This is a genomic window from Empedobacter sp. UBA6745 (assembly GCF_002453775.1).
In the GTDB taxonomy this organism is placed as follows: domain Bacteria; phylum Bacteroidota; class Bacteroidia; order Flavobacteriales; family Weeksellaceae; genus Empedobacter; species Empedobacter falsenii_C.
In genome coordinates this window covers 60,401-82,730 of record NZ_DKHL01000046.1, presented here as the reverse complement: position 1 = coordinate 82,730, position 22,330 = coordinate 60,401, and the positions used below count along the sequence as shown (strand labels likewise).

Here is a 22,330-nt window from a genome sequence, read left to right as displayed (position 1 = left end):
TAATCAGATATAATTAACAATATGTCTATATAAGAAAACATATAATCTTTCAAAATTATTTTATCCTTTACACTACAAAGGTTAACTTTGCACACGATGGAAGAAAATTATTTAGAAAAACTGAACGAACCACAGCGTTTGGCTGTAGAAGCTACCGAAGGTCCAGTAATGGTGATTGCAGGTGCGGGTTCTGGAAAAACGAGAGTGTTAACTTATCGCATTGCTCATTTACTAAATAAAGGAGTTGATGCTTTCAATATATTGTCTTTAACATTTACCAATAAAGCTGCCCGAGAAATGAAAGAACGTATCGGACATGTAGTTGGTGAAGCGAATGCAAAAGCTCTTTGGATGGGTACCTTCCACTCTGTTTTTGCGCGTATTCTACGTGTTGAAGCTCCGCTTTTAGGTTATCCATCAGATTTTACAATTTACGATCAACAAGATGCAGTTTCGGTAATGACAAAGATTATTAACGAAATGCATTTGGATAAAGATATTTACAAAGCAAAACAAGTTTTGGGAAGAATTTCTCAATACAAAAATAACTTGATTACAGTTAGAGCTTATCATAACAATCAAGCTTTAATTGAAGCAGATAATGAAGCAATGCGACCTCGAATGGGTGATATTTATAGAGCTTATGTAGATCGTTGTTTCAAATCTGGTGCAATGGATTTTGATGATTTATTGTTACGTACCAACGAAATTTTGACGCGTTTTCCTGAGGTTTTAGCAAAATATCAAGAACGTTTCAAATATATTATGGTAGATGAGTACCAAGATACCAATCATTCTCAATATTTGATTGTAAAAGCATTGGCTTCTCGTTACGAAAACCTTTGTGTGGTTGGTGATGATGCGCAATCTATCTATGCTTTCCGTGGTGCAAATATTCGAAATATTTTATCATTCAAATCTGATTATCCTGATGCGAAATTGTATCCATTAGAACAAAATTATCGTTCGACGCAAATGATTGTGGAAGCTGCGAATCAGATTATCAAACAAAATCAAGATCAATTAGAAAAAAATGTTTGGACAGCGAATGAAACTGGAGAAAAAATAGCCGTTTATCGTGGACTTTCTGATGCTGATGAAGCACGCTATATTGCGACACAAATTTGGGAAAGACAGATCAATGAACATCTTCAACCAAAAGATTTTGCTATTCTTTATCGTACAAATGCTCAATCTCGTGCTTTAGAAGAAGCCTTGAGAAAAAGAGGAATTCAATACCGTGTTTATGGCGGAACCTCTTTCTATCAGCGTAAAGAGATTAAGGATATGGTTGGCTATATGAGATTATTGATTAATCAAAATGATGAAGAAGCTTTATTGCGAACAATCAATTATCCAGCACGTGGAATTGGTCAAACAACAATTTCTAAACTTTTGGTCGCGGCAGATCAACATCAAATTAGTTTATTTTCTTTGATTGAAAATATTGCAATATATGCTCCAACAATTGGTATAAATGCAGGAACAGCAAACAAACTGAATGATTTTGTGTTGATGATTAAGCGTTTCCAAGTCATGTTAAAATCGCATGATGTGTATGAAGTAACGATGGAAATGGCTAAAACGACTCAATTATTGAATGCGTTGAAAGAAGATTCTACACCAGAAGGTGTTTCTCGTTTAGAAAACGTTCAAGAGTTGTTAAACTCGATTCAAGGTTATGTTGAAGAACAACAACAATTAGACGAAGGAGACGCTTCTTTAGGAGGTTTTTTAGAAAATATTGCTTTAGCAACTGATGCGGATAACGAAGAAGATGACGATAACAAAGTAAATTTGATGACTGTTCACTTAGCAAAAGGTTTAGAATTCCCTGTTGTATTTATTGCAGGTTTAGAAGAAAATCTTTTCCCTTCTATGATGAGCGTTAACACACGTGCTGAATTAGAAGAAGAGCGTCGTTTATTTTATGTTGCCTTGACACGTGCCGAGAAAGTGGCTTATATGACCTATTCTGTTTCACGTTTTCGTTGGGGAAAAATTATCGATTGCGAACCATCTCGTTTCTTAGAAGAAATTGATGATAGTTTCTTAGAATGGAAAAATCTGAATATTTCTGCAAGAGCTTCAAACAATAGTGGATTATCGGCTGATTTATTTGGAGACGAACCAACACCGCAACAGTATCAACAACGAGAAAAATCGGTTGCACGACCTAATCCGAGAGCTCGTGTAGAACCAGCTCAACCAAGATCAAATTTCAAACCAGTAAATCAAACGAAAAGTAGTGCTTCATCAACAGCGAATGCTCAAGGTTTACAAGTTGGTCAAGTTGTCGTTCACGATCGTTTTGGACGAGGAATTGTGAAAGATTTGCAAGGAGAACCATCAGATATGAAAGCCATTATTCATTTTGATAATGCTGGAGAGAAAAAATTACTCTTAAATTTTGCTAAACTAAAAATCATTCGATCATAATAAAAAAAACAGAAAAAGGTTACAATAATTTGTAACCTTTTTTATTTATATTTTAATTAACTACATACCTGATATTAAACAAAAGGTTTAAATAAGATATCATCAAAATTTAGAATAAAATTCTTGTTATGATTTATTTTTTCGAATAAATAAACAGATTAAATCTTATAATTAAGATTTTTTTAGCATTTTAGCACCACAAATAAACACAAGAACAAAAATTTTATACTCAAATGGATGATATCATCAATCTAATAAGCAGCTACGTCTGGTCATATGCTTTAATTGGACTTTGCGCTTTAACAGGAATTTACTTCTCTATTCGCACCGGATTTTTACAAGTAGTTTATATAAAAGACATGGTTCGTTTGCTTTTTAGCGGCGAAAAATCGGACAAGGGAATCACACCTTTTCAAGCCTTTTCTTTAGCAATTTCTGGTCGTGTTGGAACAGGAAATATTGTAGGTGTAGCTACTGCAATTGCTATGGGAGGACCTGGAGCCGTTTTTTGGATGTGGTTTATCGCATTTTTAGGAAGTGCATCTGCATTCATAGAATCTGCATTAGGACAGGTCTACAAACAAGAAATTAATGGAGAATATCGCGGAGGTCCGTCGTATTACATCGAAAAAGGTTTAGGAATCAAATGGTACGCAGTTTTATTCGCAATCATTACAATTATGAGCTGTGGATTATTATTACCAGGCGTTCAGTCAAATAGTATTTCATCTGCTTTGAATAATGCTTTCGATATTCCTATGTATGATTTTGCCGGAATTCCAATTAACGTAGTAGGTTTTATAATTATTGGATTATTAGCTTTAATCATTTTTGGAGGCGTAAAACGTTTAGGACAAGCCTCAGAATTCATTGTTCCTTTTATGGCAGGTGCTTACATCTTAATGGCTATCATTATTATTGGGATGAATTTCGAACAAATTCCTTCTGTTTTAAGATTAATCTTTTCTTCAGCATTCAATCAAGAATCACTTTATAGTGGCGTTTTTGGTGCTGCAATTGCTTGGGGAATAAAACGTGGAATTTATTCTAACGAAGCTGGGCAAGGAACTGCTCCGCACGCAGCAGCAGCAGCGGAAGTTAATCACCCAGCTCAACAAGGTTTAGTACAAGCTTTTTCCGTTTACATTGATACTTTATTTGTGTGTACAGCAACCGCTTTTATGATTCTATTTACAGGAAAATACAATGTAAATCACCCTGAAAAAGTTGGAAATTTTATTACAGAAAATCTTCCTGGAATAGATTATACAGGATTTACACAAGCCGCTGTTTCAAGTGAATTTCCTGCTTTTGGAGATAGTTTTGTTGCAATTGCTTTGTTTTTCTTTGCTTTTACTACTATTATGGCTTATTACTATTATGCGGAAACTAATATTACATATATTTTCAAAGGTGAAAATACTAAAATATATGTTTGGATTTTACGCATTTGTTTCTTGGGTGCAACATATTATGGAACAATTAAAACTGCAGAAACAGCATGGGCTATTGGTGATATTGGTGTTGGATTAATGGCTTGGGTTAACATTATTGCTATTTTATTATTGAGTAATGTTGGTCTTAAAGTTTGGAAAGATTACAAAGACAAACGCAAAAAAGGAATCAAAAATCCTGATTTCAATCCGTTAGAAATCGGAATTAAAAATGCTACTTTTTGGGAGAACAAAAATAAATAATACAAAAAAGCCACTTCGTTGGAAGTGGCTTTTTTGCTATTAAAAATTATGATTATTGGGCTTGAGTAAACTCTAAATTCACCAATAATTTTACTTTATCCGAAACAACTAATCCTCCTGCTTCTGTTACTTGGCTCCATCCTAATCCGTAATCTTTACGATTGATTTCGCCTGAGAATTCGAAACCAGCTCTTTCTAATCCCCAAGGATCAGTAATAACTCCACCAAAATCTGCATTTAAAGTGATTGGTTTTTTCTCTCCACGGATTTCTAAAGTTCCCTCAATTTTTCCGTTTTGAATACCTGAAGTACTTTCAAATTTCATTTCTGGAAATTGTTCAGCAGCGAAAAAATCAGCTGATTTTAAATGTCCATCACGATCTGAATTTTTTGTATTGATTGAATCTACTTTTGCATCAAATTCAAATTTTGCATCAGAAAAATCGTTACTATTACTTTCTACACCAGCATTGAAATGATCAAAATTTCCTGTTACTGTAGAGATTACCATGTGTTTTACTTTGAATTGAACTTCTGAATGAGAAGGGTCTAAATTCCATTTTGTTGCCATAATGTTTTGTTTTTATTTGTTATTTAAATTGATTTATTTATCCTATTTTGAATGATAACATTCCTAATGATCCATAAATTAATTTGTCATTAAAAAGTGTTACTTCCTCTTCTTTTCCTTGTAATGCTAAAGCGTAAATAGATGGCAAATAATGTTCCATAGATGGTACAGCAAGATTAAATGCGCTACCTTTTTGTACAAAATTGAACAATTCGTCGTGATTACCTGTTTGAACAATATTCTTGAATGTATCATTCACTTCGTAAGCCCAATCGTAACCAGCATTTGGCTCATTCCAATTTAACGCTCTCAAATTGTGTACAACATTCCCACTTCCTACTATTAATACACCTTTACTACGCAAAGCGTCTAATTCCTTCGCTAATTCGTAATGCTGTTTTGGCGTTTTATAAACATCCAAACTCAGCTCTATCATCGGAACATCAGCTTCTGGATACAAAAATTTAATCACACTCCAAGAACCGTGGTCAAATCCCCACATTTTGTCTAAATCGACATCTGTTGTTTTAATTAAATTTTTGACCTCTGTTGCTAATTCAGGACTTCCTGGTGCTGGATATTCAACATCGAATAAAGCTTGTGGAAAACCATAAAAATCGTGAATCGTTTTGGGTTGTTCTAAGGCCGTAACTTTAGTTCCTTTCGTTTCCCAATGTGCCGAAATACAAATAATTGCATTTGGTTTTGGGATTGTTTTTCCAATATTCTTCCAACCTTCTACAAAAATATTTTCTTCGATTGCATTCATCGGAGAGCCATGTCCTAAAAATAAAACTGGCATTTTATCAGTTGTAGAAAAACTTGAAGTAATTGATTTTAACGTATTGAAATCCACGATTTTTATAGTATATTTTATTTATTATTATTTAGCTTTTGGAGCTGAAAATTCTAAGTTAGATGTTAAGGTAACAACATCACCTACAACAGCTTCTGGGAAATTACCACCGATATTAAAATCACTTCTTTTTACATTTCCTTTTACTGTAAATCCGTAAGTTTTAACTCCGTTATTGTTAATACTTCCGTTGTAAACTAATTTTAACGCAACTGGTTTTGTTACTCCGTTTAATGTTAAATCACCAATCATTTTAAATTGATTTCCTTTAACACGTGTAATTCCTTTTGAAGAGAATTCTAATTTTGAATTTTTTGCTGCATTGAAAAAATCTGCTGATTTCAAATGATTATCACGTGCTTCAACTCCTGTATTGATTGAATTAATATCTGCAACTACATGAAATTTTGCATCGCTTAAATCTTCTTTTGTAAAGTTTAAATGAACATCAAAATTTTGGAATTGTCCTTCAACATCAGAAATTGTCATGTGAGAAACAGAAAAACCTAACTTTGAATGCGCTTTATCATTTGTATAATTTTGAGCGAATGCAGACATTGAAGCTGCTGATAACATTAACGTGAATAATAATTTTTTCATAACGAATGATTATTTGATTGTTTTTAATTAATTATTTTGATAGTACAAATTTAGCTCAGACCTCAATGAGATTTCATTGACATAAGATAAGAAATTAAAAAACTTGATTTTTTCAACTAAAAAACAATCAAATTGTATCAATTAATATTCCAAAAAGTAAAGATTTTGAATTCGTTAACAATAAAAAAACACTTCAATAGAAGTGTTTAATATTATTTTACTGGACTAAAATACCAGTATGTAGATGTTTTTTTATTCTCGACTTCCAAATATTCTGGAAATGCTTGTGGTAATAAATGTAATTCTTCCGATTTTTTCAAATCTGTTAAAATCTGACGTAAAGGATATCCTTTTTTACGATCGTGAGGAAAATATCCTTTTTCAATTAAGAAAGGCATCATATCCTTCGTTTTTACACGTTCCAACTTATTTTCTGTTAAATAAGCCTGAATATCTTCGCTCATTTTTTTGACCACTTCGCGGTCTACTTTAATATATTCGTTTCTCTTCATATAATTTTACCAATTACCATTCATGTGCGTCAAAATCATAGGACCTTCAGAAGTAACCAAAACAGTATGTTCATGTTGCGCAAAAACGCCAGGCGCATTTCCTATCATTGTCCAACCATCAGCTTGTTCAATTGCTTCGTAAGAATTTTCAGAAATAAAAGTTTCTAACGCAATAACTGAATTTTTACGGAATCGACGTTTATCATCTGGATCTCTAAAATTCATCAAATCTAATGGTTCTTCGTGCAATGAACGCCCAACTCCATGACCAGTTAAATTCTCGATCACATGATAATGATGTTTTTTTGCTTCTTTTTCAATAATTCCACCAATATCAGCGATTTTAACTCCAGATTTTACAGCCGCAATTGCTTTTTGAAGTGCAGAAATAGATGCATCAACAATTTTTTGATAACCATTTACATCTTCTCCAACAACAATAGAACCTCCATTATCAGCCCAAAAACCGCCTAATTCTCCAGAAACATCAATATTAATAACATCTCCGTCTTTCAAGATTTTATCGGCTCTTGGAATTCCGTGACAAATTTCTTCATTCACGCTTAAGCAAGTATAACCAGGAAATTGATACGTCTCGAAAGGAGCTGATTTACAACCAAATTTGTGCATAATCTTTGCACCGAAATCGTCCAATTCTTTTGTTGACATTCCAGGTTTTACATAATCTTTCATCTCTTTAAGAGTAACGGCTACAGCTTCGCTGACTTTTTTCATTCCGATTAACTCTTCTTCTGTCTCTATAATCATTGCTTAAATTCTATTGATTTCCTTTTCAGGGATCATTTGCAAATTTACGTGTATTTGTAACGATTATTCGCTTATTTTGATAGAAATTCGTGATTATTGTATAATAGATTATATTGTTGAGTTATTATCCATAAAAAAATCCGTCAAATGACGGATTTAAACTTATATTTTTTATAATGATTAATCTGCATCATAGATTAATACTCGTTTTGCTAATTTATTTGGACCATTCAAAAACTCGATATGTTGTGGATGTTTTTGATATGTTTCAAATTGATCCATTGTTTCGAAAGCCGCAAACAAAGAAAACGAATACGAAGCGTCGATAACATCTCTTTCTATATTTGCAGGTGTTCCAACATGAAAAAATACTGAAGGAGCAATTGGTTCTAAATCTTTCAAAGCTTGATGAAATGTATTCACTTCAGCTTCTGTAGCGTCATCTTTTAACCAAAATAATACGTGGTGTGCTAACATAAAATTCTATTTTTTAGTATGCAATTTGCATTTTTACTTTCTTATTTTTTACTTTTTGACCGTTCAATTTTTTCAATAAATCTGGAACTTTTTTACGATTAATCGCAACATACGAAGTGGTATCTTTTACCTCAATAATTCCGACATCATTTTTCTCTAAACCTCCTTTTTTGAACAAAAATCCGACAATATCAACTTTATTGACTTTGTCTTTTTTTCCTGCAGAAATATAAATCGTTTGGTAAGGTGTACGTTCTGGAATTTTATATGTTCCACCTAAATTTTCGATCGGTAAATTTTCATTTACAAATGGAAAATGTTCTTCATTACTGATAATTAAATATACAAAACCTTTCGCATTCATACGCGCTGTACGTCCATTACGGTGAATAAAAGCAGCTTCTTTTGCAGGTAATTGATAATGAATAATCGAATCTACTTCTGGAATATCCAAACCACGCGCAGCCAAATCTGTTGTAATTAAAACTCTAACCGAATCATTTCTGAATTTCAGTAACGCACGTTCACGTTCGTCTTGTTCCATTCCTCCATGAAAACTTTCGCGCGCAATTCCTTTTTCATGCAACAAATTACTTATACGGTCAACAGCATCGCGGTGATTACAAAAAATCAACATACGTTTGCTTCCAATTTTACAAATCAAATTGAATAATGTATCCAATTTTTCTTCTGAAATGGTATTAACCACTTTCATATGTAAATCTGGTTTTACCTCGATTTGTTTTAGATAACTCACAATTTTTTCGTCATTCAATCCAACAAATTCTGGAATGTTTTCCATTTCTGTAGCAGAAGTCAAAATACGTTGTTTCAAGCCAGAAAGTTGCTCAACAATAAAACTCATGTCTTCTTGAAAACCTAATTCTAACGCTTTATCAAATTCATCTAAAATTAAAGTCTGAACAGTTGAAGGATCAAAATTTTCGTTACGTAAATGATACGCAATACGTCCAGGAGTTCCGATTAACACAGCTGGAGCTTCTAACAAAGTATTTTGCTCAACTTTTGTATTATGTCCACCATAACAACACGTTACTTTATAATCAGATTTCATCGATTTGAAAACTGTTTCGATTTGTAAAGCTAACTCACGAGCAGGAACTAAAATTAAGGTTTGAACACCTTTTACATCTGGATTTAAATCTCTTAAAGTCGGAAATAAAAACGCCAATGTTTTACCAGAACCTGTTGGTGATAATAGAATTAAATCTCGTTGATTTTCGGACATTTTGAATGCTGAACGTTGCATTGCATTCATATCTTTAATGCCCAAATTTTTATAAAGTAAATCGATTTGCATGCTGCAAAAATAGTCTATTCTTTCGAATTAATCATTTTTTGATGCTGTAGAAATCTTATAATCTTCCATAAATTCATCAAAAAGATTCATGATTTCGAAGTGATTTTTATCTAATGTATTTGCATCAAACGAAACAACAGCACCATACATTTTATTCCAAAATCTCATGCGTGCTTGTAAGAATTTTTGAGATTCATTATTGATAAAATCATCAGCACCAACAACTTTTATATTGATGACACGCTGACGAGGTAATTTCAGTTCTTCAATTTCCAGAATTTTTCCCCATTCAATATAATTCAATTCATCAGAAGGTTTGTAAACGATTCCTTTTTTATCGATCAATAAAATCGATTGTTTTTTCATCAACTTTTTGATTGAAATTATGATAAATAGTAAACTTGGAAGAAATAAACTTCCACTTAAAACTTTTGCAGTTTGCGGAGAATTAACTTGATTGGCATTTAAAAATAAATAAATTGAACAAGCAAAAAATAAAAGACTACCAAATAATAATCCCCAATTGCTTGTCTGTTTTGCGTAAACTTTAACTGAATTCAACTGATTTTGTTTTTACAAAAATAAAGATTTAATATTTAAGTTATTTTTAAGAATAAACTCTTTTGAGTCTATAAAATATTAAAAGTGTAAAAATACCAAAACACATAGAAGTTATTAGGAAAAAATAGAAATTACTAAAATGTGAAAAATTCAAAAATGACAATAAATTATATCCATTAAAAGTTTTTAAAATTTTCAAGAAAATAAACGACAATAGAATAATTAAAACAAAATTTATTAAACTTATTTTTTTCTTTATTAATAATAAACCAAATAAAAGAAAACCCAAAAATAAACCTAAATAAGTTGATAATTTAATCCATAACAAATAATAGAAGATATCTCTAGGAAAACTCTGTTTCGAAGAAAGTTTAGTAAAAGTTTCATCTGTCCCTAAATTAGATACATTTCTTAATAATTCGATATTTGTTAAAAAAGAAAATTGATTAATTGTTATTGTTAAAAAAACAGTTATAACAATACCTACTATTAGTTGTCTTAAATCTTCTTTTCCCATAATTCAAAATAAGATATATAAATTTGTTTCAATAAATATACAAAAAAAAGAGCCTCAAAAACTGAGACTCTTTCTAATTATCCAAAAATTTCTTGGTATTGTTTCTTATATTTTTCTAAAATTATTTTACGTTTAAACTTTAACGTTGGCGTCAACTCTCCTCCTTCTACAGTCATTTCATTTGGAATAATTGCAATCTTTTTGATTTGCTCCCAATGTCCAAAATTAGTATTCAGTTGATTAATTTCTTCTTCTAATTTCTTTTTGACAACATCACTTTTCTGAAATTCATCATGAGGAAGATTTACAATTTCTGGAGCATTTGACTGTGCCCATTTTTTGAGATTTGTATAACTCGGAACCACGAAAGCTCCAGGAAACTTCTCTCCTTCTCCAACAACCATCAATTGCTCGATGAATGGCGATTCTACCATTTTCATCTCAATTTGTTGCGGAACAATATATTTTCCTCCCGAAGTTTTGTACATTTCTTTTTTACGGTCAACAATTTTCAAGAATTTATTGTCTACCCATTCTCCAATATCGCCCGTATATAGCCAACCATCTTTTATTGTTTCGGCAGTTTTTTCTGGTAAATTATGATAACCCATCATCACAATATCACCTTTTACTAAAATTTCACCATCATCGGCCAATTTTACTTCAACACCTTTCAATGGAGGTCCAACAGTTCCAATCTTTTTCCCTCGACGAAAACAATTCACCGCAATTACTGGCGAAGCTTCTGTCAATCCATAACCTTCATAAATTGGAATTTCAGCGGCTAAAAAAACGCGAACAATTCGTTGTTGAATCGCTGCACTTCCCGTTACAATTGCTTTTAATTCGCCTCCAAGTCCTTCGTACCATTTGTGTAAAACTAATTTTCGAGAAATTGTTAATTTCAAATTATAAAATGTAGAACGCTTATCATCTTCTAAAACAAACTCATCGCCAATTTTTACAGCCCAATCAAAAATAGATTTCTTAAAACCTGATAATTGCGCTCCCGTTTGCATGATTTTTTCATACACTTTTTCAATCACACGAGGAACTGCCGTAATCATATGCGGTTTGATTTCTTTTAAATTATCGCCAATCTTCTCCATCGATTCTGCAAAATATATCGAAATTCCCATGTAAACATACAAGTACTGAATTGTTCGCTCATATGCATGACAAGCTGGAAGAAAGGTCAAAGCACGATCGTAAGGATCAAGTGGTGTTGAATATTCGCATGCCATAACATCTGCAATAATGTTTTTGTGCGACAACATTACGCCTTTCGGATTTCCTGTTGTTCCTGATGTATAGATTAAAAAAGCTAAATCTTCGTGTTTTACATTTGCGGCACGTTTATCAATTTCTTCTTGTTGAATTGTTTTTCCTTTTTCGATTAAAACATTCCAACTTTCTGTATTTTCAAACTCATCAATTGAGTATAATTGTTCTAATGAAGGTAATTTTGTTTTGAGTTGATTGATTCTCGTGTACAAATCGAGATTACTTGTAAAACACAATTTTATAGCCGAATCGCTAAAAATATATTCGTAATCGTTGTCAGAAATATTCGGATAAATCGCTACCACAACAGCTCCGATTTGTTGTATAGCATAATCTATCATATTCCATTCGACACGATTTTCTGAGATTAATCCCACTTTTTCACCTGGTTGAACTCCACAAGCGATCAATCCTTTTGAGATTGCATCAACATGTTCTAAAAAAGTTGCGGTTTTCATTGGTTTCCATTCTCCATTTTGTTTGGATACAAACATGGATAAATCAGGAAACTTCTCCAGCTGACGTTTTGGTAAATCAAAAATTCTGGTTGCTTCCATAGCGCACTTATAGTTTTGTAATTTTGAAAAGAATTCGTCGAAAATAGCGTAAAATGATGAGTTTTTCAAAAATTTTATCTTCAACTTAAAAAGAATTATTTTCGTCATAAATATTACAATTATGAAATATCTAATTTTATTTCTCTTATTATTTTACTCTTGCAGCTCTGATTTTAAAAAGTCTTATAAAATTGGAGATATTAAATTATATGAATTACAATGTTCTGGACACTATTATTTGAGCACTGATAATTGTGATTGTAAACATTTACCAACTAATTATTTTATTCCAAAAGGAGAAAATGATTCATTTTTTGAATTATTCTTAAAGAAGAACAAAGGAAAACTTCAAGTTAATTCACTTTATAATGAATTTGAAACTCATGGAAATATCAAAGAAAAAGTAGATTTTATTCTATATACCGATAACGCCTCTTTTAGTGATAGTATAAGAAAATTAAATTATACTGTGATTCGAGGATATTCTAATGGAAGAATGAATCCATAAAAAATCCCTCAATTCATGGTGAATTGAGGGACTTTTTTATTTATAAATTTCGTCGAATTCTTTCTGATATTTCTTTAGAATAACTTTACGTTTTAATTTTAAAGTTGGAGTTAATTCTTCACCTTCAATCGTAAATTCGTGCGTTAGAATTGCTGGTTTCTTAATCTGTTCCCAATTTCCAAAAAACTGATTTGCTTTACGAACTTCTTGATTAATTACTTTATGAACTTCTGTAGATGCTATAAATTTATCACGAGAAAGATTACTAATTTCAGGTGCATTTTCTTTTGCCCATTCTTTCAGATTTACATAATTCGGAACAATAAAAGCTGAAGCAAATTTTTGCGCATCACCAACAACCATTGCTTGTTCAATAAAATTTGATTCGACAAGCTTTGTTTCGATTGGTTGAGGAACAACATATTTCCCTCCAGAAATTTTAAACATTTCCTTTTTACGGTCAATAATTTTCAAGAAATGACCTTCTCCTTCTTCCCAAACTCCAATATCACCTGTGTGCAACCATCCATCAATAATGACCTCATCAGTCGCTTTCTGATTTTTATAATAACCCATCATCACATTAGGGCCTTGAACCAAAATTTCGCCATCTTCGGCTAATTTTACTTTGACATCTTTTATTGGCGAACCCACAGTTCCGATGCGAACACCTAATTTGTGCGGATTATTTACGGTAATTAAAGGCGATGTTTCCGTCATTCCATATCCTTCAAAAAATGGTAATCCAGCCGCCATAAAAACGCGCGCAATTTTACCTTGCAACGAAGCACTTCCTGAAATAATGTATTTGAAATTACCTCCTAACGCTTCATAAAATTTATTCAAAACTAATTTTCGAGCTAACGCTAACTTCACATTATACACCAAAGATCGTTTCTTCGCATCAGGTTCATATTGAGAAGCAATCTCAATCGCCCAATCAAAAACTTTTCGCTTTTTTCCTGTTAAAGCGCTACCTGTTTTCAGGATTTTCTCATAAACTTTTTCCATCACACGAGGAACAGCAGTCATGATATGAGGTTTTACTTCATTGATATTATCACCAATTTTTTCAAATCCTTCGGCAAAATAAACCGTTACACCAATATATAAATAGGTATAAATTACAGTTCTTTCGTATGTATGACAAGGCGGTAAAAAAGTCAAACCTCTTGTTCCTTCTTCTAACACGACAATTTCTTTAGCCGCAATAAAATTCGAAACCAAATTATTATGAGATAACATTACACCTTTCGGTTTTCCTGTTGTACCAGAGGTATAAATTAAAGTTGCTAAATCTGAATTTCGGACAATTGAACTAAGATTATTTACATATTCATCTGTAATTTCTTTTCCAATTTCTTTTAATTCTGACCAATTTCTAGAATCTGGGAACTCATTAATCGCAAAAACATATTCTAAACTATAAATTGTGCTAAACATATTATTGATACCTTCATACAAATTTTTTGTACTTACAATACACAATTGTATTTCTGCATCATTGAAAATAAATTGATATTCAAAATCTGTAATATTTGGATAAATCGCTACTACAACAGCACCAATTTGCTGAATTGCAAAATCAATCACATGCCATTCATAGCGGCTTTCACATACAAGTCCTACTCGATCGCCAGGTTTAACTCCCAAAGCTAATAAACCTTTAGAAATTTCTCTTGTTTGTTCAATAAATTCGGCTGGTTTTGTAAACTTCCATTCGCCATCAATTTTACTTGCAAACATATTATGATTGGGATAAAGTTCTTGTTGACGATAAGCTAAGTCAAAAATTCGTGTAGGATTATTCATTTTCTAAATACTAAACTTTATAAAAAAGAGTGCAAATTTGGTGCAAAATTTTCATAAATCAGTTTTATTTCACGAAAAAAGCAAGATTAATAAAAATCTTGCTTCATTGTTTTCTAAAAAATTGATGTTTTTATTGATAAATTCCGTCAATTTCTTTTTTATATTTTTCTGAAATGATTTTACGTTTCATTTTCAAAGTTGGCGTTAATTCTCCCGCTTCAATTGTGAATTCATAAGGCAATAAATGGAACTTTTTAATCTTTTCCCAATTTCCAAAATTGACATTTAATTTGTTGATTTCATTTCCTATCAATTCATAAATTTTTGGGTGCGTTAAAAACTCTTCACGAGGTAAATTAATCAATGAAGATTCATTTGCTTTTGCCCAATCAATGCAGTTTTCATATGAAGGAATAACCAAAGCAGCTGGGAATTTTCGTCCTTCTCCAACAACCATAATTTGTTCGACATAATTAGATTCTGAAAGAATTTTCTCAATTTGTTGCGGAACAACATATTTTCCTCCAGAAGTTTTGAACATTTCTTTTTTACGATCGATAATTTTTAAGAATTTATTATCAACCCATTCGCCAATATCGCCCGTATATAACCAACCATCTTTCAAAACTTCAGCAGTCGCTACAGGATTTTTATAATATCCTTGCATGATATTTTTTCCTTTTGCTAAGATTTCTCCGTCTTCAGCTAATTTAATTTCAATATCAATCAAAGGAATCCCTACAGTTCCTATTTTCATTCCACGTTTGATACAATTTACAGATAAACAAGGTCCAGCTTCTGTTAAACCATAACCTTCGTAAATTGGAATTCCGGCAGCTAAATACAATTTTAATAAACGAGTTTGTAAAGTTGCACTTCCCGAAGCAATTCCTTTTACATTACCACCAAGCGCTGCTTTCCATTTCGAAAAAATTAATTTTCGAGCAATGTTTAATTGAAATTTATACCAAGCCGAAAGCTTCGATTCATCTAAATCATACTGTTCTCCTAACGAAATTGCCCAAAAGAATAAAGCTCTTTTAACTCCTGTCAATTGTTCTCCAGTCGCCATGATTTTATCGTAAACTTTCTCTAAAACACGTGGAACAGCCGAAAAAATATGCGGTTGAACTTCTTTCATGTCTTGCCCTATCGTATCCATTGATTGCGCAAAATAAATTGGTAAGCCCATTTTGATGTACACATATTGAAAGACGCGTTCATACGCATGACAAGCAGGTAAAAAAGACAACGCTTTATCATACGCTTTTACAGGAAAAGAATATTCGGAACTATCAACATCAGCTAATAAATTTTCGTGAGAAAGCATCACACCTTTCGGATTTCCAGTTGTTCCAGAAGTATAAATAAGAGTTGCTAAATCAGTAGATTTTACATTGTCCATCTTTGTTTGTAAAACCTCATCAGAAATGGAAATTCCTTTCGAAATTAACTCAATCCAATTTGGTGTATGCGGATAAGTATTAAATGTATAAACTTGTTCAAGATTTGGAATACGATCTTTGATTCCTAATAATCGCTGATACAACGCATCATTGCTCACAAAACAAAGTTTGATTTCGGCATCATTTAGGATAAATTCGTAATCATTGCCCGAAATATTGGGATAAATTGCCACAACGACAGCTCCAATTTGCTGAATTGCAAAATCTACTAAATTCCATTCCAAACGATTTTCGCTAATCAACGCAACTTTATCATTTGGTTGAACACCATTTGCAATCAAACCTTTCGAAATATTATTTACTCGAATGATAAAATCTGTTGTCGAAATTCCCTTCCATTCTCCTTTTTCTTTGTAATTAAAAATCGAAATGTTAGGTGTATTTTTTTCTTGAAATCGAGGTAAATCGAATACTCTTTGTGGTTGTTTCATATTCTTGAAATAAGGATACAAATTTCTGTTAATTCTTTCTACTTTAGAAATTATTTGCTCATTCTTTTCTCAAAAAAATTAAGTTTATTATCAATAAAAATCATTTTACTTTTTTGCAATAATTATACTATACTCTCTTTCAACTTTTTCGCCAGCTTTGCTAATCACACTTTCCGAAAATGTTTTTGTATCTTCAATCGAAAATTTAGCAGATTTCAATAGTTTTATCACTTCATCTTCTGTGTACAAATTGAAGCCAAATTGAATGAAAGGCAATGTTTCCATAAATTCCTTTTTAGCAAAAGTAAGCGCAAATTTCCCGTTGAATTTCAAGACTCTATAAATTTCACTCAAGAAAAGTTTAGGATTTTTCCAAAAATAGATTGTATTCACCGTAAAAATTTTATCAAATCGTTTTTCATAAAAATGAATTCTTTCATCCATAATTATTTCAAACCTAATACTTGAATTCAAATAATCAGAATTGTTCATGATAGCACTATTTTTCATGACCTGTGAAAGTTCTAAACCAATATATTCTAAACCTTGTGCTTGATTCAATACATAAGGTAAATGCTTACAATTTCCATGACCTAACTCTAAAATTTGTTCTTGATTTTGTAATTGTAAATGATCTATTGTCATTTTTGTCATTCCAAAATTACTTTCACTCATTTGCTCACCAACTTCAATCCCTTCGTCTCCATTTGGACAACTCAATTGTTCCGCAAGGCTTTGTAAATCAATATTATTTTTCATTTAATTTATTTATATAGAATAATTCTAAATTAATAAATATTAATCATTATACGCGTGATTTTAATCATTTAAAAATTACATCTTACCTTTGAAAAATAGTAAAATAGATGAGAGATATTATACGAACTGAAGACGAAGATGATTTCAAACTGTTTTGTTTGGAATCTGTAGCAGATATTGAAGAGCAAAATGATTCGCAATTATTGGAATTTTTGGAACATTTGGCGCGAGAATTTCAGATTACAAATGTTTATAAAACGACTGATAGCTTTGAAGGCTTCGAGGAAAGTTTGACCAATCTTCTTTATCATGATAAATATTTTAGAGATTATAAAATCATTTATTTAGTTTTTGAAGGCGAAGGAAATCAAATTCAAATTGATGATTATTACTATAGTTTAGAAGAAGTTGCTGAGATCTTTCAAGGAAAATTAACTGATAAAATTGTTCATTTTGCGAATACAATGAATTTAAATTTGGAAGACGAAAGTTTTCAATATTTTATTGATGTGACGGGTGCAAAAGCTTTGTCGGGGTATGTAAATCCTTCTCCAATTTTGAGTACAATTTTGGATCAATATTATTTTTGTTTAGCGAAAGAAATTGATGACGAAGAAGAGCTTGTGCATGCGTTGTTTGATAAACATGCCAATATATGCCTGAAATTAGGTTTTAGATTGTATCATTAATAAGATTTAACAATAAGCTAAAATACTTTTCAGAAATAATCTATTCATTTACAAAAACAATAAAATGGATAGACGTAAATTTCTTAGAGGATCGGCATTAGTTTCTACTGGTTTAATTCTAAATCCTTTCGATTTATTTGCTCAAAATAAAATCAAACCTAATCTTTCTACAAATACTACAAAGAATATTATTTTTATGATAAGCGATGGAATGAGTTCTGGGACTCTTGCTATGGCTAATTTATACAACAAACAATTACACGGAAAAAATGGTAATTGGATTAATCTTTATGAAGAAAATAAAGTAAAAAGAGCTTTGATGGACACTGCTTCTGCAAGTTCTATTGTTACCGATTCTGCGGCTGCGAGTTCTGCTTTTGGAGGTGGAATTCGTGTAAAAAATGGTGTATTGAACATTGGTGCGAATGGAGAAAATCATGTTCCGATTTGGCAAAAATTCAAAAAAGCTGGTAAAAGAACGGGTTGTGTGACAACGGTTACGATTACTCATGCAACTCCTGCTGGTTTTTGTGTGAATTCTGCTAGTAGAAATGCTGAGCCAGAGATTGCTGAAAAATATGCCGAAATTGGTATTGATGTTTTATTAGGTGGCGGTGACGAATTTTTTAATTCAGCCAAAAGAGAAGACAAGAAAGATCTGTATACGGTTTATAAGAAAAAAGGTTATCAAATTGCGAAAACAAAGGAAGAATTAGCAAAATCTCAAAACAATATATCTTTATTGGGAATTTTCAATACTGGAGCAATTCCTTATGCAATTGACCATAAAAATCTCTCAAAAAATAAATCTATTCCTACGCTTGCAGAAATGACTAAGGTTGCGATTGATAATTTGAAAAGTCATCAAAATGGTTTTGTATTGCAAGTAGAAGCGGGAAAAGTAGATTGGGCAGCGCATGCGAATGATGTTGCAGGATTAATTAATGATCAACTTGCATTTGATGAAACTATCAAAACTGTAATGGATTTTGCTGAAAAGGATGGAAATACATTAGTTATCATCACAACTGATCACGGAAATGCAAATCCAGGAACAATTTATGGAGCTGATGTAAACAAAAATTTTGAAAGTATTGTTAATTATAGATATACCAACGAACATATTTTGAATGAAATTCACGAAGATTTTAACTTACAAGAAATCAAAGATTGGATTGTCGAAACAAATGGTTTTAGTTTGACAGATGATGAAGCAAAACATATGTTAGATTTTTACAAAGGTTTGGATAAAGAAGAAGGATTGTATAATTTCAAAAAACTTCCATTCAAATTTTTCTCTGAAATTCAGAAAAAACGCAACAATGTTGGTTGGATAAGTATGGATCACTCGGGCGATTACGTAGAATTGGCAATGTATGGACCTGGAAGTGATTTGTTAAAGCCATTTGTAAAAAATACAGATCTTCATCAACTTATGTTACAAGCAACAAATGTAAATGTATAAACAAAAACCTCTCAAAGTTGAGAGGTTTTTGTTATTTATCTATCTTAATAATTACATCGAATGTGCTTTATTTCCTTCAAAATGAATCATCCAAGGTGTTCCAAATTGATCAATAAAAGACGCATAAAGCTCAGCAAAAAACTGTTCTGCCAAAGGCATTTCTAATGATTTTGCATTTACCGAAAGACGATCATATAATTGATGCGCTTCTGCAGGATTATCGACATCAAGCATAATGTAATTGTTATTTCCAGCTTTGTATTGATGTCCAAATTCTTCAATAATATCAGAACCCATTAACATTGTTGTTTCATTAATAAACAATGCCACATGCGAAACTTTATCCTTTGCACTATCTGGAATCTGAAATTCTGGACTTGGCGGCATATCACCCATTTTATACATCCCAATATTTTGCGTTTCAAAAACAGTTTCATAAAACTGAAATGCCTTTTCGCAATCTCCGTTAAAATTTAAGTAAGCGTGTACTTTAGCCATAATATTGTATTTTTTGTGATTATTTTTTTAATATAATGGTTGACCATTTTCATCGGTTGTTAAAACCTCGGTCATATAATCTAAAAATGGTTGAAGAACTTGAATTGATTTTGCTACTTTTTGTGGAAAATCTTTTGCTAAAACTTCTTCATCTGTAAAATTCTTAATAAACAAATATTGCTTTTTACGCAACAACTCAATTCTTTCATGATCTTTAGAAAATCCTTTTGGCGCAGATTTCACTTCATCTCCTTGCATTTCTCCAAATTCTTTCTGAATCATTTTTGATTGCAAAATCTTTGCTAATTCATCCGAAACTTCAATATCTTTTCTAATACGAAGCAAATCTTCACGTTCTGGTCCCCAAAAACCAACACCAATAAAATTATGATTCGGTTGAATATGAAAATAATATCCACCTCTATTAAGTGGTTTTTTACGACCTGTTTGTGCAGAAAAATGAGTTTTATAAGGAGTTTTATCGTGAGAAAAACGAACATCTCTGTAAATTCTATAAATTTTGAGCGGTTCTAATTCTTTCTTTTTAGTTAATTCTTGGTAAATCGCATTGAAAATTGAATCTGCTTCAGCTTTCGCCGTATCAAATTCAACTTTGTGCTCCGTAAACCATTCGCGGTTATTATTTTTTTCTAATTTTTTTAAAAATTTAACGATTTGTGACATGATTTATTTTTTTCGAGTAAGTAGTACTTTTTCATAATTTTCTATCCATTGTTGTGGCGTAATTCTTTGCGCTAATTCTCCGATTAATTCGAATGGAATATCCTCCACTTTTTTGAAACGAATACAACTTTTTCCCATATCTAATTTACGTTTCGAGTATTTTGGATATTCGGCGACAAACCAATTCAGCAATTTGTCGTCCATATAAATTCCCATGTGATATAACGCAATAAAATTCTTTTGAGAAGCGATATTGATAAACGGCAACGGCGATTTCGGATCGCAATGATAACCATTCGGATAAAGTGAATGCGGCACAACAAACCCAAGATGACCATAGCTCAACTGCAACTCGAAACCAACGGGTAAATTATCTGCCAAAATTTTAATTAATTTCTCAATAGCTTCTTTTCTTTCTACAGGAATTGACGTTAAATATTCTTCTAAATTTGCGACTTCGTATTGCATTATTTTCGGTATTTATCATTCAAACCTTTGCCTTCCATAATCATAGGTTTTATTTTTTCGATGCGAGAAATTTTCGTTTTTTCTTGTTTTGCTTCATCAATATATTCGATGTATTCTTTTTGCTTTCCAGGACTTAAAATTTTAAATGAAGTAAATAATTTATCATCCTGATTTAGAGTTTCTTTCAAAATTCCATTAACTTCTTTTGGTACAGATTTTTGAGGCTTTATTTCCTTTCCATCTTTCAGCAATTGAATCGCTTCTAAGACATATTCTCTTACTTTTTCGACATCAATTTCATCAGCAGAATTAAATCTCCATTGACGTAAAGCTTTCGTTTTTTCCACATTTGCGTTCACCAAAACTTTGTATTGATCTTTCAAGAAAACGCCATTGTGAAACCACAACGCAAAATGATTTTTAAAACCACTAAATGCCAACACATTTTTCTTGTTGAACGTATAAATATCTCCACCCCATTTAAACTCTTTTACCAATTCTGTTTCATTTACAACTTGTTGAATTTTCTCATTCGCTTCAACCCAATTACCATTGTATTTTGTCCATTCTCCAGATTTTTGATTCTTCATCAAATTAACTTTATACAACACAATTTCCTTCAATAACTTCTTTGGTAAAGCCTTATCCAAAGGAAGTTGTATTGCTCCTTTTGATGTTTTATAATCGGTTAAATCATTTTGAAAATGTTCGATTGTTTCTGCTCCAGGATAAATTCCTACATGATTTTTGAACATCGCAAAATGAATTACATTTCCATTCAATCGGAAAGTGGGCATTTTATAATTAATCGTTTCTGTTGCTTGTGGTACAGCTTCGTGAATAATTTTTCTTACGTTTTCTAAAATATCTTGTTTGGCTTGATCAAACCCAAGAATATATTCATCAATAGTTGTAAAATTATTTGTCATCATCATTAATCCTCGCAAATCTCTTTCAGCTTGCGTAGTGCATTTATCCACATTTCTCTGACTTGAGTTTCTGGAAAAACCTGATCATCTATTTCTACCGAACAAGTTAATCGTGTATGACCTTCTACATCTTCCAATTTATACGTTTCTTCTGTATTTTTCCACACATCAATTTCTGGTCCATCAAAAATCTCTTGACCATCTTCGTTCAGCTTTCCGATATGACGCATTTTGATTGATTTTCCTACAATATTTTCATCTATTGTAGCAATCATCGCAGCCGAACCTTTTTCGGTTTCATAAGTGAAATAAACATGAGAACCTTCGGACCAATCTCCTTTGAAATCTGAAGTTTCACTAAACGGCGTTGTCCAAATTTTATACGAATCTGGTGCAATCATTACTTTATGCACATGCTTAGGCTGCGCATAAATAACTTCTGTAAACGATACTTTTTTCAT

The 22,330-nt window shown here is 31.8% G+C and carries 23 protein-coding genes; 5 read left to right on the top strand and 18 right to left on the bottom strand.

The features are described 5' to 3' along the window. Window positions 1–96: 96 nt before the first annotated feature. Window positions 97–2,439 (top strand): ATP-dependent helicase, encoded by a 2,343-nt coding sequence (locus B4H69_RS12970; protein ID WP_180906728.1) that lies wholly within the window; start codon window positions 97–99, stop codon window positions 2,437–2,439. A gap of 233 nt (window positions 2,440–2,672) precedes the next feature. Beyond that, window positions 2,673–4,136, top strand: coding sequence for an alanine/glycine:cation symporter family protein (locus tag B4H69_RS12965; protein ID WP_180906727.1), 1,464 nt, complete (start codon window positions 2,673–2,675; stop codon window positions 4,134–4,136). Window positions 4,137–4,188: 52 nt separating this feature from the next. Here the strand turns inward: B4H69_RS12965 and B4H69_RS12960 are convergent, their stop codons facing one another. The 10 genes from B4H69_RS12960 to B4H69_RS12915 form a co-directional block, all read right to left on the bottom strand. Next, a complete protein-coding gene (locus B4H69_RS12960; RefSeq protein WP_115000649.1) occupies window positions 4,189–4,707 on the bottom strand; it encodes a YceI family protein in 519 nt (172 codons plus the stop codon). Window positions 4,708–4,744: 37 nt separating this feature from the next. Further along, complete coding sequence (ygiD, locus tag B4H69_RS12955; protein WP_291094344.1) at window positions 4,745–5,563, bottom strand: 4,5-DOPA dioxygenase extradiol; 819 nt, start codon at window positions 5,561–5,563, stop codon at window positions 4,745–4,747. Between the two features lie 27 nt (window positions 5,564–5,590). Continuing rightward, window positions 5,591–6,163 carry a YceI family protein gene (locus B4H69_RS12950; RefSeq protein ID WP_291094341.1) on the bottom strand — a complete coding sequence of 191 codons (573 nt, stop codon included), beginning with the start codon at window positions 6,161–6,163 and terminating at the stop codon, window positions 5,591–5,593. A gap of 212 nt (window positions 6,164–6,375) precedes the next feature. Further along, on the bottom strand, window positions 6,376–6,675 hold the full coding sequence (locus tag B4H69_RS12945) for a hypothetical protein (RefSeq protein ID WP_038331664.1): 300 nt from the start codon (window positions 6,673–6,675) through the stop codon (window positions 6,376–6,378). Between the two features lie 6 nt (window positions 6,676–6,681). Continuing rightward, window positions 6,682–7,443: a type I methionyl aminopeptidase gene (gene map, locus B4H69_RS12940; protein WP_115000652.1), complete on the bottom strand. Its 762-nt coding sequence runs from the start codon at window positions 7,441–7,443 to the stop codon at window positions 6,682–6,684. A 180-nt stretch (window positions 7,444–7,623) separates the two neighbouring features. After that, window positions 7,624–7,920 (bottom strand): Dabb family protein, encoded by a 297-nt coding sequence (locus B4H69_RS12935; protein WP_280045659.1) that lies wholly within the window; start codon window positions 7,918–7,920, stop codon window positions 7,624–7,626. A 13-nt stretch (window positions 7,921–7,933) separates the two neighbouring features. Then, entirely contained in the window at window positions 7,934–9,241 is a 1,308-nt protein-coding gene (locus B4H69_RS12930; protein WP_280045661.1) for a DEAD/DEAH box helicase, read from the bottom strand. A 27-nt stretch (window positions 9,242–9,268) separates the two neighbouring features. After that, on the bottom strand, window positions 9,269–9,802 hold the full coding sequence (locus B4H69_RS12925) for an STM3941 family protein (RefSeq protein WP_291094336.1): 534 nt from the start codon (window positions 9,800–9,802) through the stop codon (window positions 9,269–9,271). Between the two features lie 46 nt (window positions 9,803–9,848). Continuing rightward, a complete protein-coding gene (locus B4H69_RS12920) occupies window positions 9,849–10,319 on the bottom strand; it encodes a hypothetical protein (protein ID WP_291094333.1) in 471 nt (156 codons plus the stop codon). A 77-nt stretch (window positions 10,320–10,396) separates the two neighbouring features. Then, complete coding sequence (locus tag B4H69_RS12915) at window positions 10,397–12,160, bottom strand: AMP-dependent synthetase/ligase (protein WP_291094330.1); 1,764 nt, start codon at window positions 12,158–12,160, stop codon at window positions 10,397–10,399. Window positions 12,161–12,281: 121 nt separating this feature from the next. On the opposite strand from B4H69_RS12915, the gene B4H69_RS12910 reads away from it, so the two are divergent. Beyond that, window positions 12,282–12,668 (top strand): hypothetical protein, encoded by a 387-nt coding sequence (locus B4H69_RS12910; RefSeq protein ID WP_180906718.1) that lies wholly within the window; start codon window positions 12,282–12,284, stop codon window positions 12,666–12,668. Between the two features lie 36 nt (window positions 12,669–12,704). On the opposite strand, the gene B4H69_RS12905 is transcribed toward B4H69_RS12910, so the two are convergent. From B4H69_RS12905 to B4H69_RS12895, 3 genes are all read right to left on the bottom strand, one after another. Further along, window positions 12,705–14,480 carry an AMP-dependent synthetase/ligase gene (locus tag B4H69_RS12905; RefSeq protein WP_291094326.1) on the bottom strand — a complete coding sequence of 592 codons (1,776 nt, stop codon included), beginning with the start codon at window positions 14,478–14,480 and terminating at the stop codon, window positions 12,705–12,707. 130 nt (window positions 14,481–14,610) lie between these two features. After that, window positions 14,611–16,377 (bottom strand): AMP-dependent synthetase/ligase, encoded by a 1,767-nt coding sequence (locus B4H69_RS12900; RefSeq protein WP_180906716.1) that lies wholly within the window; start codon window positions 16,375–16,377, stop codon window positions 14,611–14,613. Window positions 16,378–16,482: 105 nt separating this feature from the next. Next, window positions 16,483–17,136, bottom strand: a complete 654-nt coding sequence (locus B4H69_RS12895) for a class I SAM-dependent methyltransferase (protein ID WP_180906715.1) — start codon at window positions 17,134–17,136, stop codon at window positions 16,483–16,485. A 107-nt stretch (window positions 17,137–17,243) separates the two neighbouring features. Here B4H69_RS12895 and B4H69_RS12890 point away from each other — a divergent pair, with 107 nt between their 5' ends. Beyond that, window positions 17,244–17,825, top strand: a complete 582-nt coding sequence (locus tag B4H69_RS12890) for a DUF6642 family protein (RefSeq protein WP_180906714.1) — start codon at window positions 17,244–17,246, stop codon at window positions 17,823–17,825. 64 nt (window positions 17,826–17,889) lie between these two features. Then, window positions 17,890–19,290, top strand: coding sequence for an alkaline phosphatase (locus tag B4H69_RS12885; RefSeq protein WP_180906713.1), 1,401 nt, complete (start codon window positions 17,890–17,892; stop codon window positions 19,288–19,290). A 51-nt stretch (window positions 19,291–19,341) separates the two neighbouring features. On the opposite strand, the gene B4H69_RS12880 is transcribed toward B4H69_RS12885, so the two are convergent. Genes B4H69_RS12880 through B4H69_RS12860 form a run of 5 tightly spaced genes read right to left on the bottom strand, consistent with a single transcriptional unit; the run spans window position 19,342 to window position 22,330 of the window. Continuing rightward, window positions 19,342–19,788, bottom strand: a complete 447-nt coding sequence (locus tag B4H69_RS12880) for a VOC family protein (RefSeq protein ID WP_135836490.1) — start codon at window positions 19,786–19,788, stop codon at window positions 19,342–19,344. 27 nt (window positions 19,789–19,815) lie between these two features. Then, window positions 19,816–20,472: a DUF2461 domain-containing protein gene (locus B4H69_RS12875; RefSeq protein ID WP_180906712.1), complete on the bottom strand. Its 657-nt coding sequence runs from the start codon at window positions 20,470–20,472 to the stop codon at window positions 19,816–19,818. 3 nt (window positions 20,473–20,475) lie between these two features. Further along, complete coding sequence (locus B4H69_RS12870) at window positions 20,476–20,940, bottom strand: DUF1801 domain-containing protein (RefSeq protein ID WP_180906711.1); 465 nt, start codon at window positions 20,938–20,940, stop codon at window positions 20,476–20,478. Beyond that, the gene (locus B4H69_RS12865) at window positions 20,940–21,920 is read right to left on the bottom strand and encodes a DUF1801 domain-containing protein (RefSeq protein WP_180906710.1); all 981 of its coding nucleotides are present in this window, start codon (window positions 21,918–21,920) and stop codon (window positions 20,940–20,942) included. Before B4H69_RS12865 ends, B4H69_RS12870 begins: the two co-directional genes overlap by 1 nt. Beyond that, window positions 21,875–22,330, bottom strand: a complete 456-nt coding sequence (locus B4H69_RS12860) for an SRPBCC domain-containing protein (protein WP_180906709.1) — start codon at window positions 22,328–22,330, stop codon at window positions 21,875–21,877. Before B4H69_RS12860 ends, B4H69_RS12865 begins: the two co-directional genes overlap by 46 nt.

Bases quoted from the DNA above. Each gene is read 5' to 3' on its own strand.
- B4H69_RS12895 (WP_180906715.1), bottom strand. From the start codon at position 17,136: ATGAAAAATAATATTGATTTACAAAGCCTTGCGGAACAATTGAGTTGT.
- B4H69_RS12970 (WP_180906728.1), top strand. From the start codon at position 97: ATGGAAGAAAATTATTTAGAAAAACTGAACGAACCACAGCGTTTGGCT.
- B4H69_RS12875 (WP_180906712.1), bottom strand. From the start codon at position 20,472: ATGTCACAAATCGTTAAATTTTTAAAAAAATTAGAAAAAAATAATAAC.
- B4H69_RS12960 (WP_115000649.1), bottom strand. From the start codon at position 4,707: ATGGCAACAAAATGGAATTTAGACCCTTCTCATTCAGAAGTTCAATTC.
- B4H69_RS12860 (WP_180906709.1), bottom strand. From the start codon at position 22,330: ATGAAAAAAGTATCGTTTACAGAAGTTATTTATGCGCAGCCTAAGCAT.
- B4H69_RS12885 (WP_180906713.1), top strand. From the start codon at position 17,890: ATGGATAGACGTAAATTTCTTAGAGGATCGGCATTAGTTTCTACTGGT.
- B4H69_RS12965 (WP_180906727.1), top strand. From the start codon at position 2,673: ATGGATGATATCATCAATCTAATAAGCAGCTACGTCTGGTCATATGCT.
- B4H69_RS12910 (WP_180906718.1), top strand. From the start codon at position 12,282: ATGAAATATCTAATTTTATTTCTCTTATTATTTTACTCTTGCAGCTCT.
- B4H69_RS12945 (WP_038331664.1), bottom strand. From the start codon at position 6,675: ATGAAGAGAAACGAATATATTAAAGTAGACCGCGAAGTGGTCAAAAAA.
- B4H69_RS12905 (WP_291094326.1), bottom strand. From the start codon at position 14,480: ATGAATAATCCTACACGAATTTTTGACTTAGCTTATCGTCAACAAGAA.
- B4H69_RS12870 (WP_180906711.1), bottom strand. From the start codon at position 20,940: ATGCAATACGAAGTCGCAAATTTAGAAGAATATTTAACGTCAATTCCT.
- B4H69_RS12890 (WP_180906714.1), top strand. From the start codon at position 17,244: ATGAGAGATATTATACGAACTGAAGACGAAGATGATTTCAAACTGTTT.
- B4H69_RS12930 (WP_280045661.1), bottom strand. From the start codon at position 9,241: ATGCAAATCGATTTACTTTATAAAAATTTGGGCATTAAAGATATGAAT.
- B4H69_RS12880 (WP_135836490.1), bottom strand. From the start codon at position 19,788: ATGGCTAAAGTACACGCTTACTTAAATTTTAACGGAGATTGCGAAAAG.
- map (WP_115000652.1), bottom strand. From the start codon at position 7,443: ATGATTATAGAGACAGAAGAAGAGTTAATCGGAATGAAAAAAGTCAGC.
- B4H69_RS12900 (WP_180906716.1), bottom strand. From the start codon at position 16,377: ATGAAACAACCACAAAGAGTATTCGATTTACCTCGATTTCAAGAAAAA.
- B4H69_RS12920 (WP_291094333.1), bottom strand. From the start codon at position 10,319: ATGGGAAAAGAAGATTTAAGACAACTAATAGTAGGTATTGTTATAACT.
- B4H69_RS12950 (WP_291094341.1), bottom strand. From the start codon at position 6,163: ATGAAAAAATTATTATTCACGTTAATGTTATCAGCAGCTTCAATGTCT.
- B4H69_RS12915 (WP_291094330.1), bottom strand. From the start codon at position 12,160: ATGGAAGCAACCAGAATTTTTGATTTACCAAAACGTCAGCTGGAGAAG.
- B4H69_RS12935 (WP_280045659.1), bottom strand. From the start codon at position 7,920: ATGTTAGCACACCACGTATTATTTTGGTTAAAAGATGACGCTACAGAA.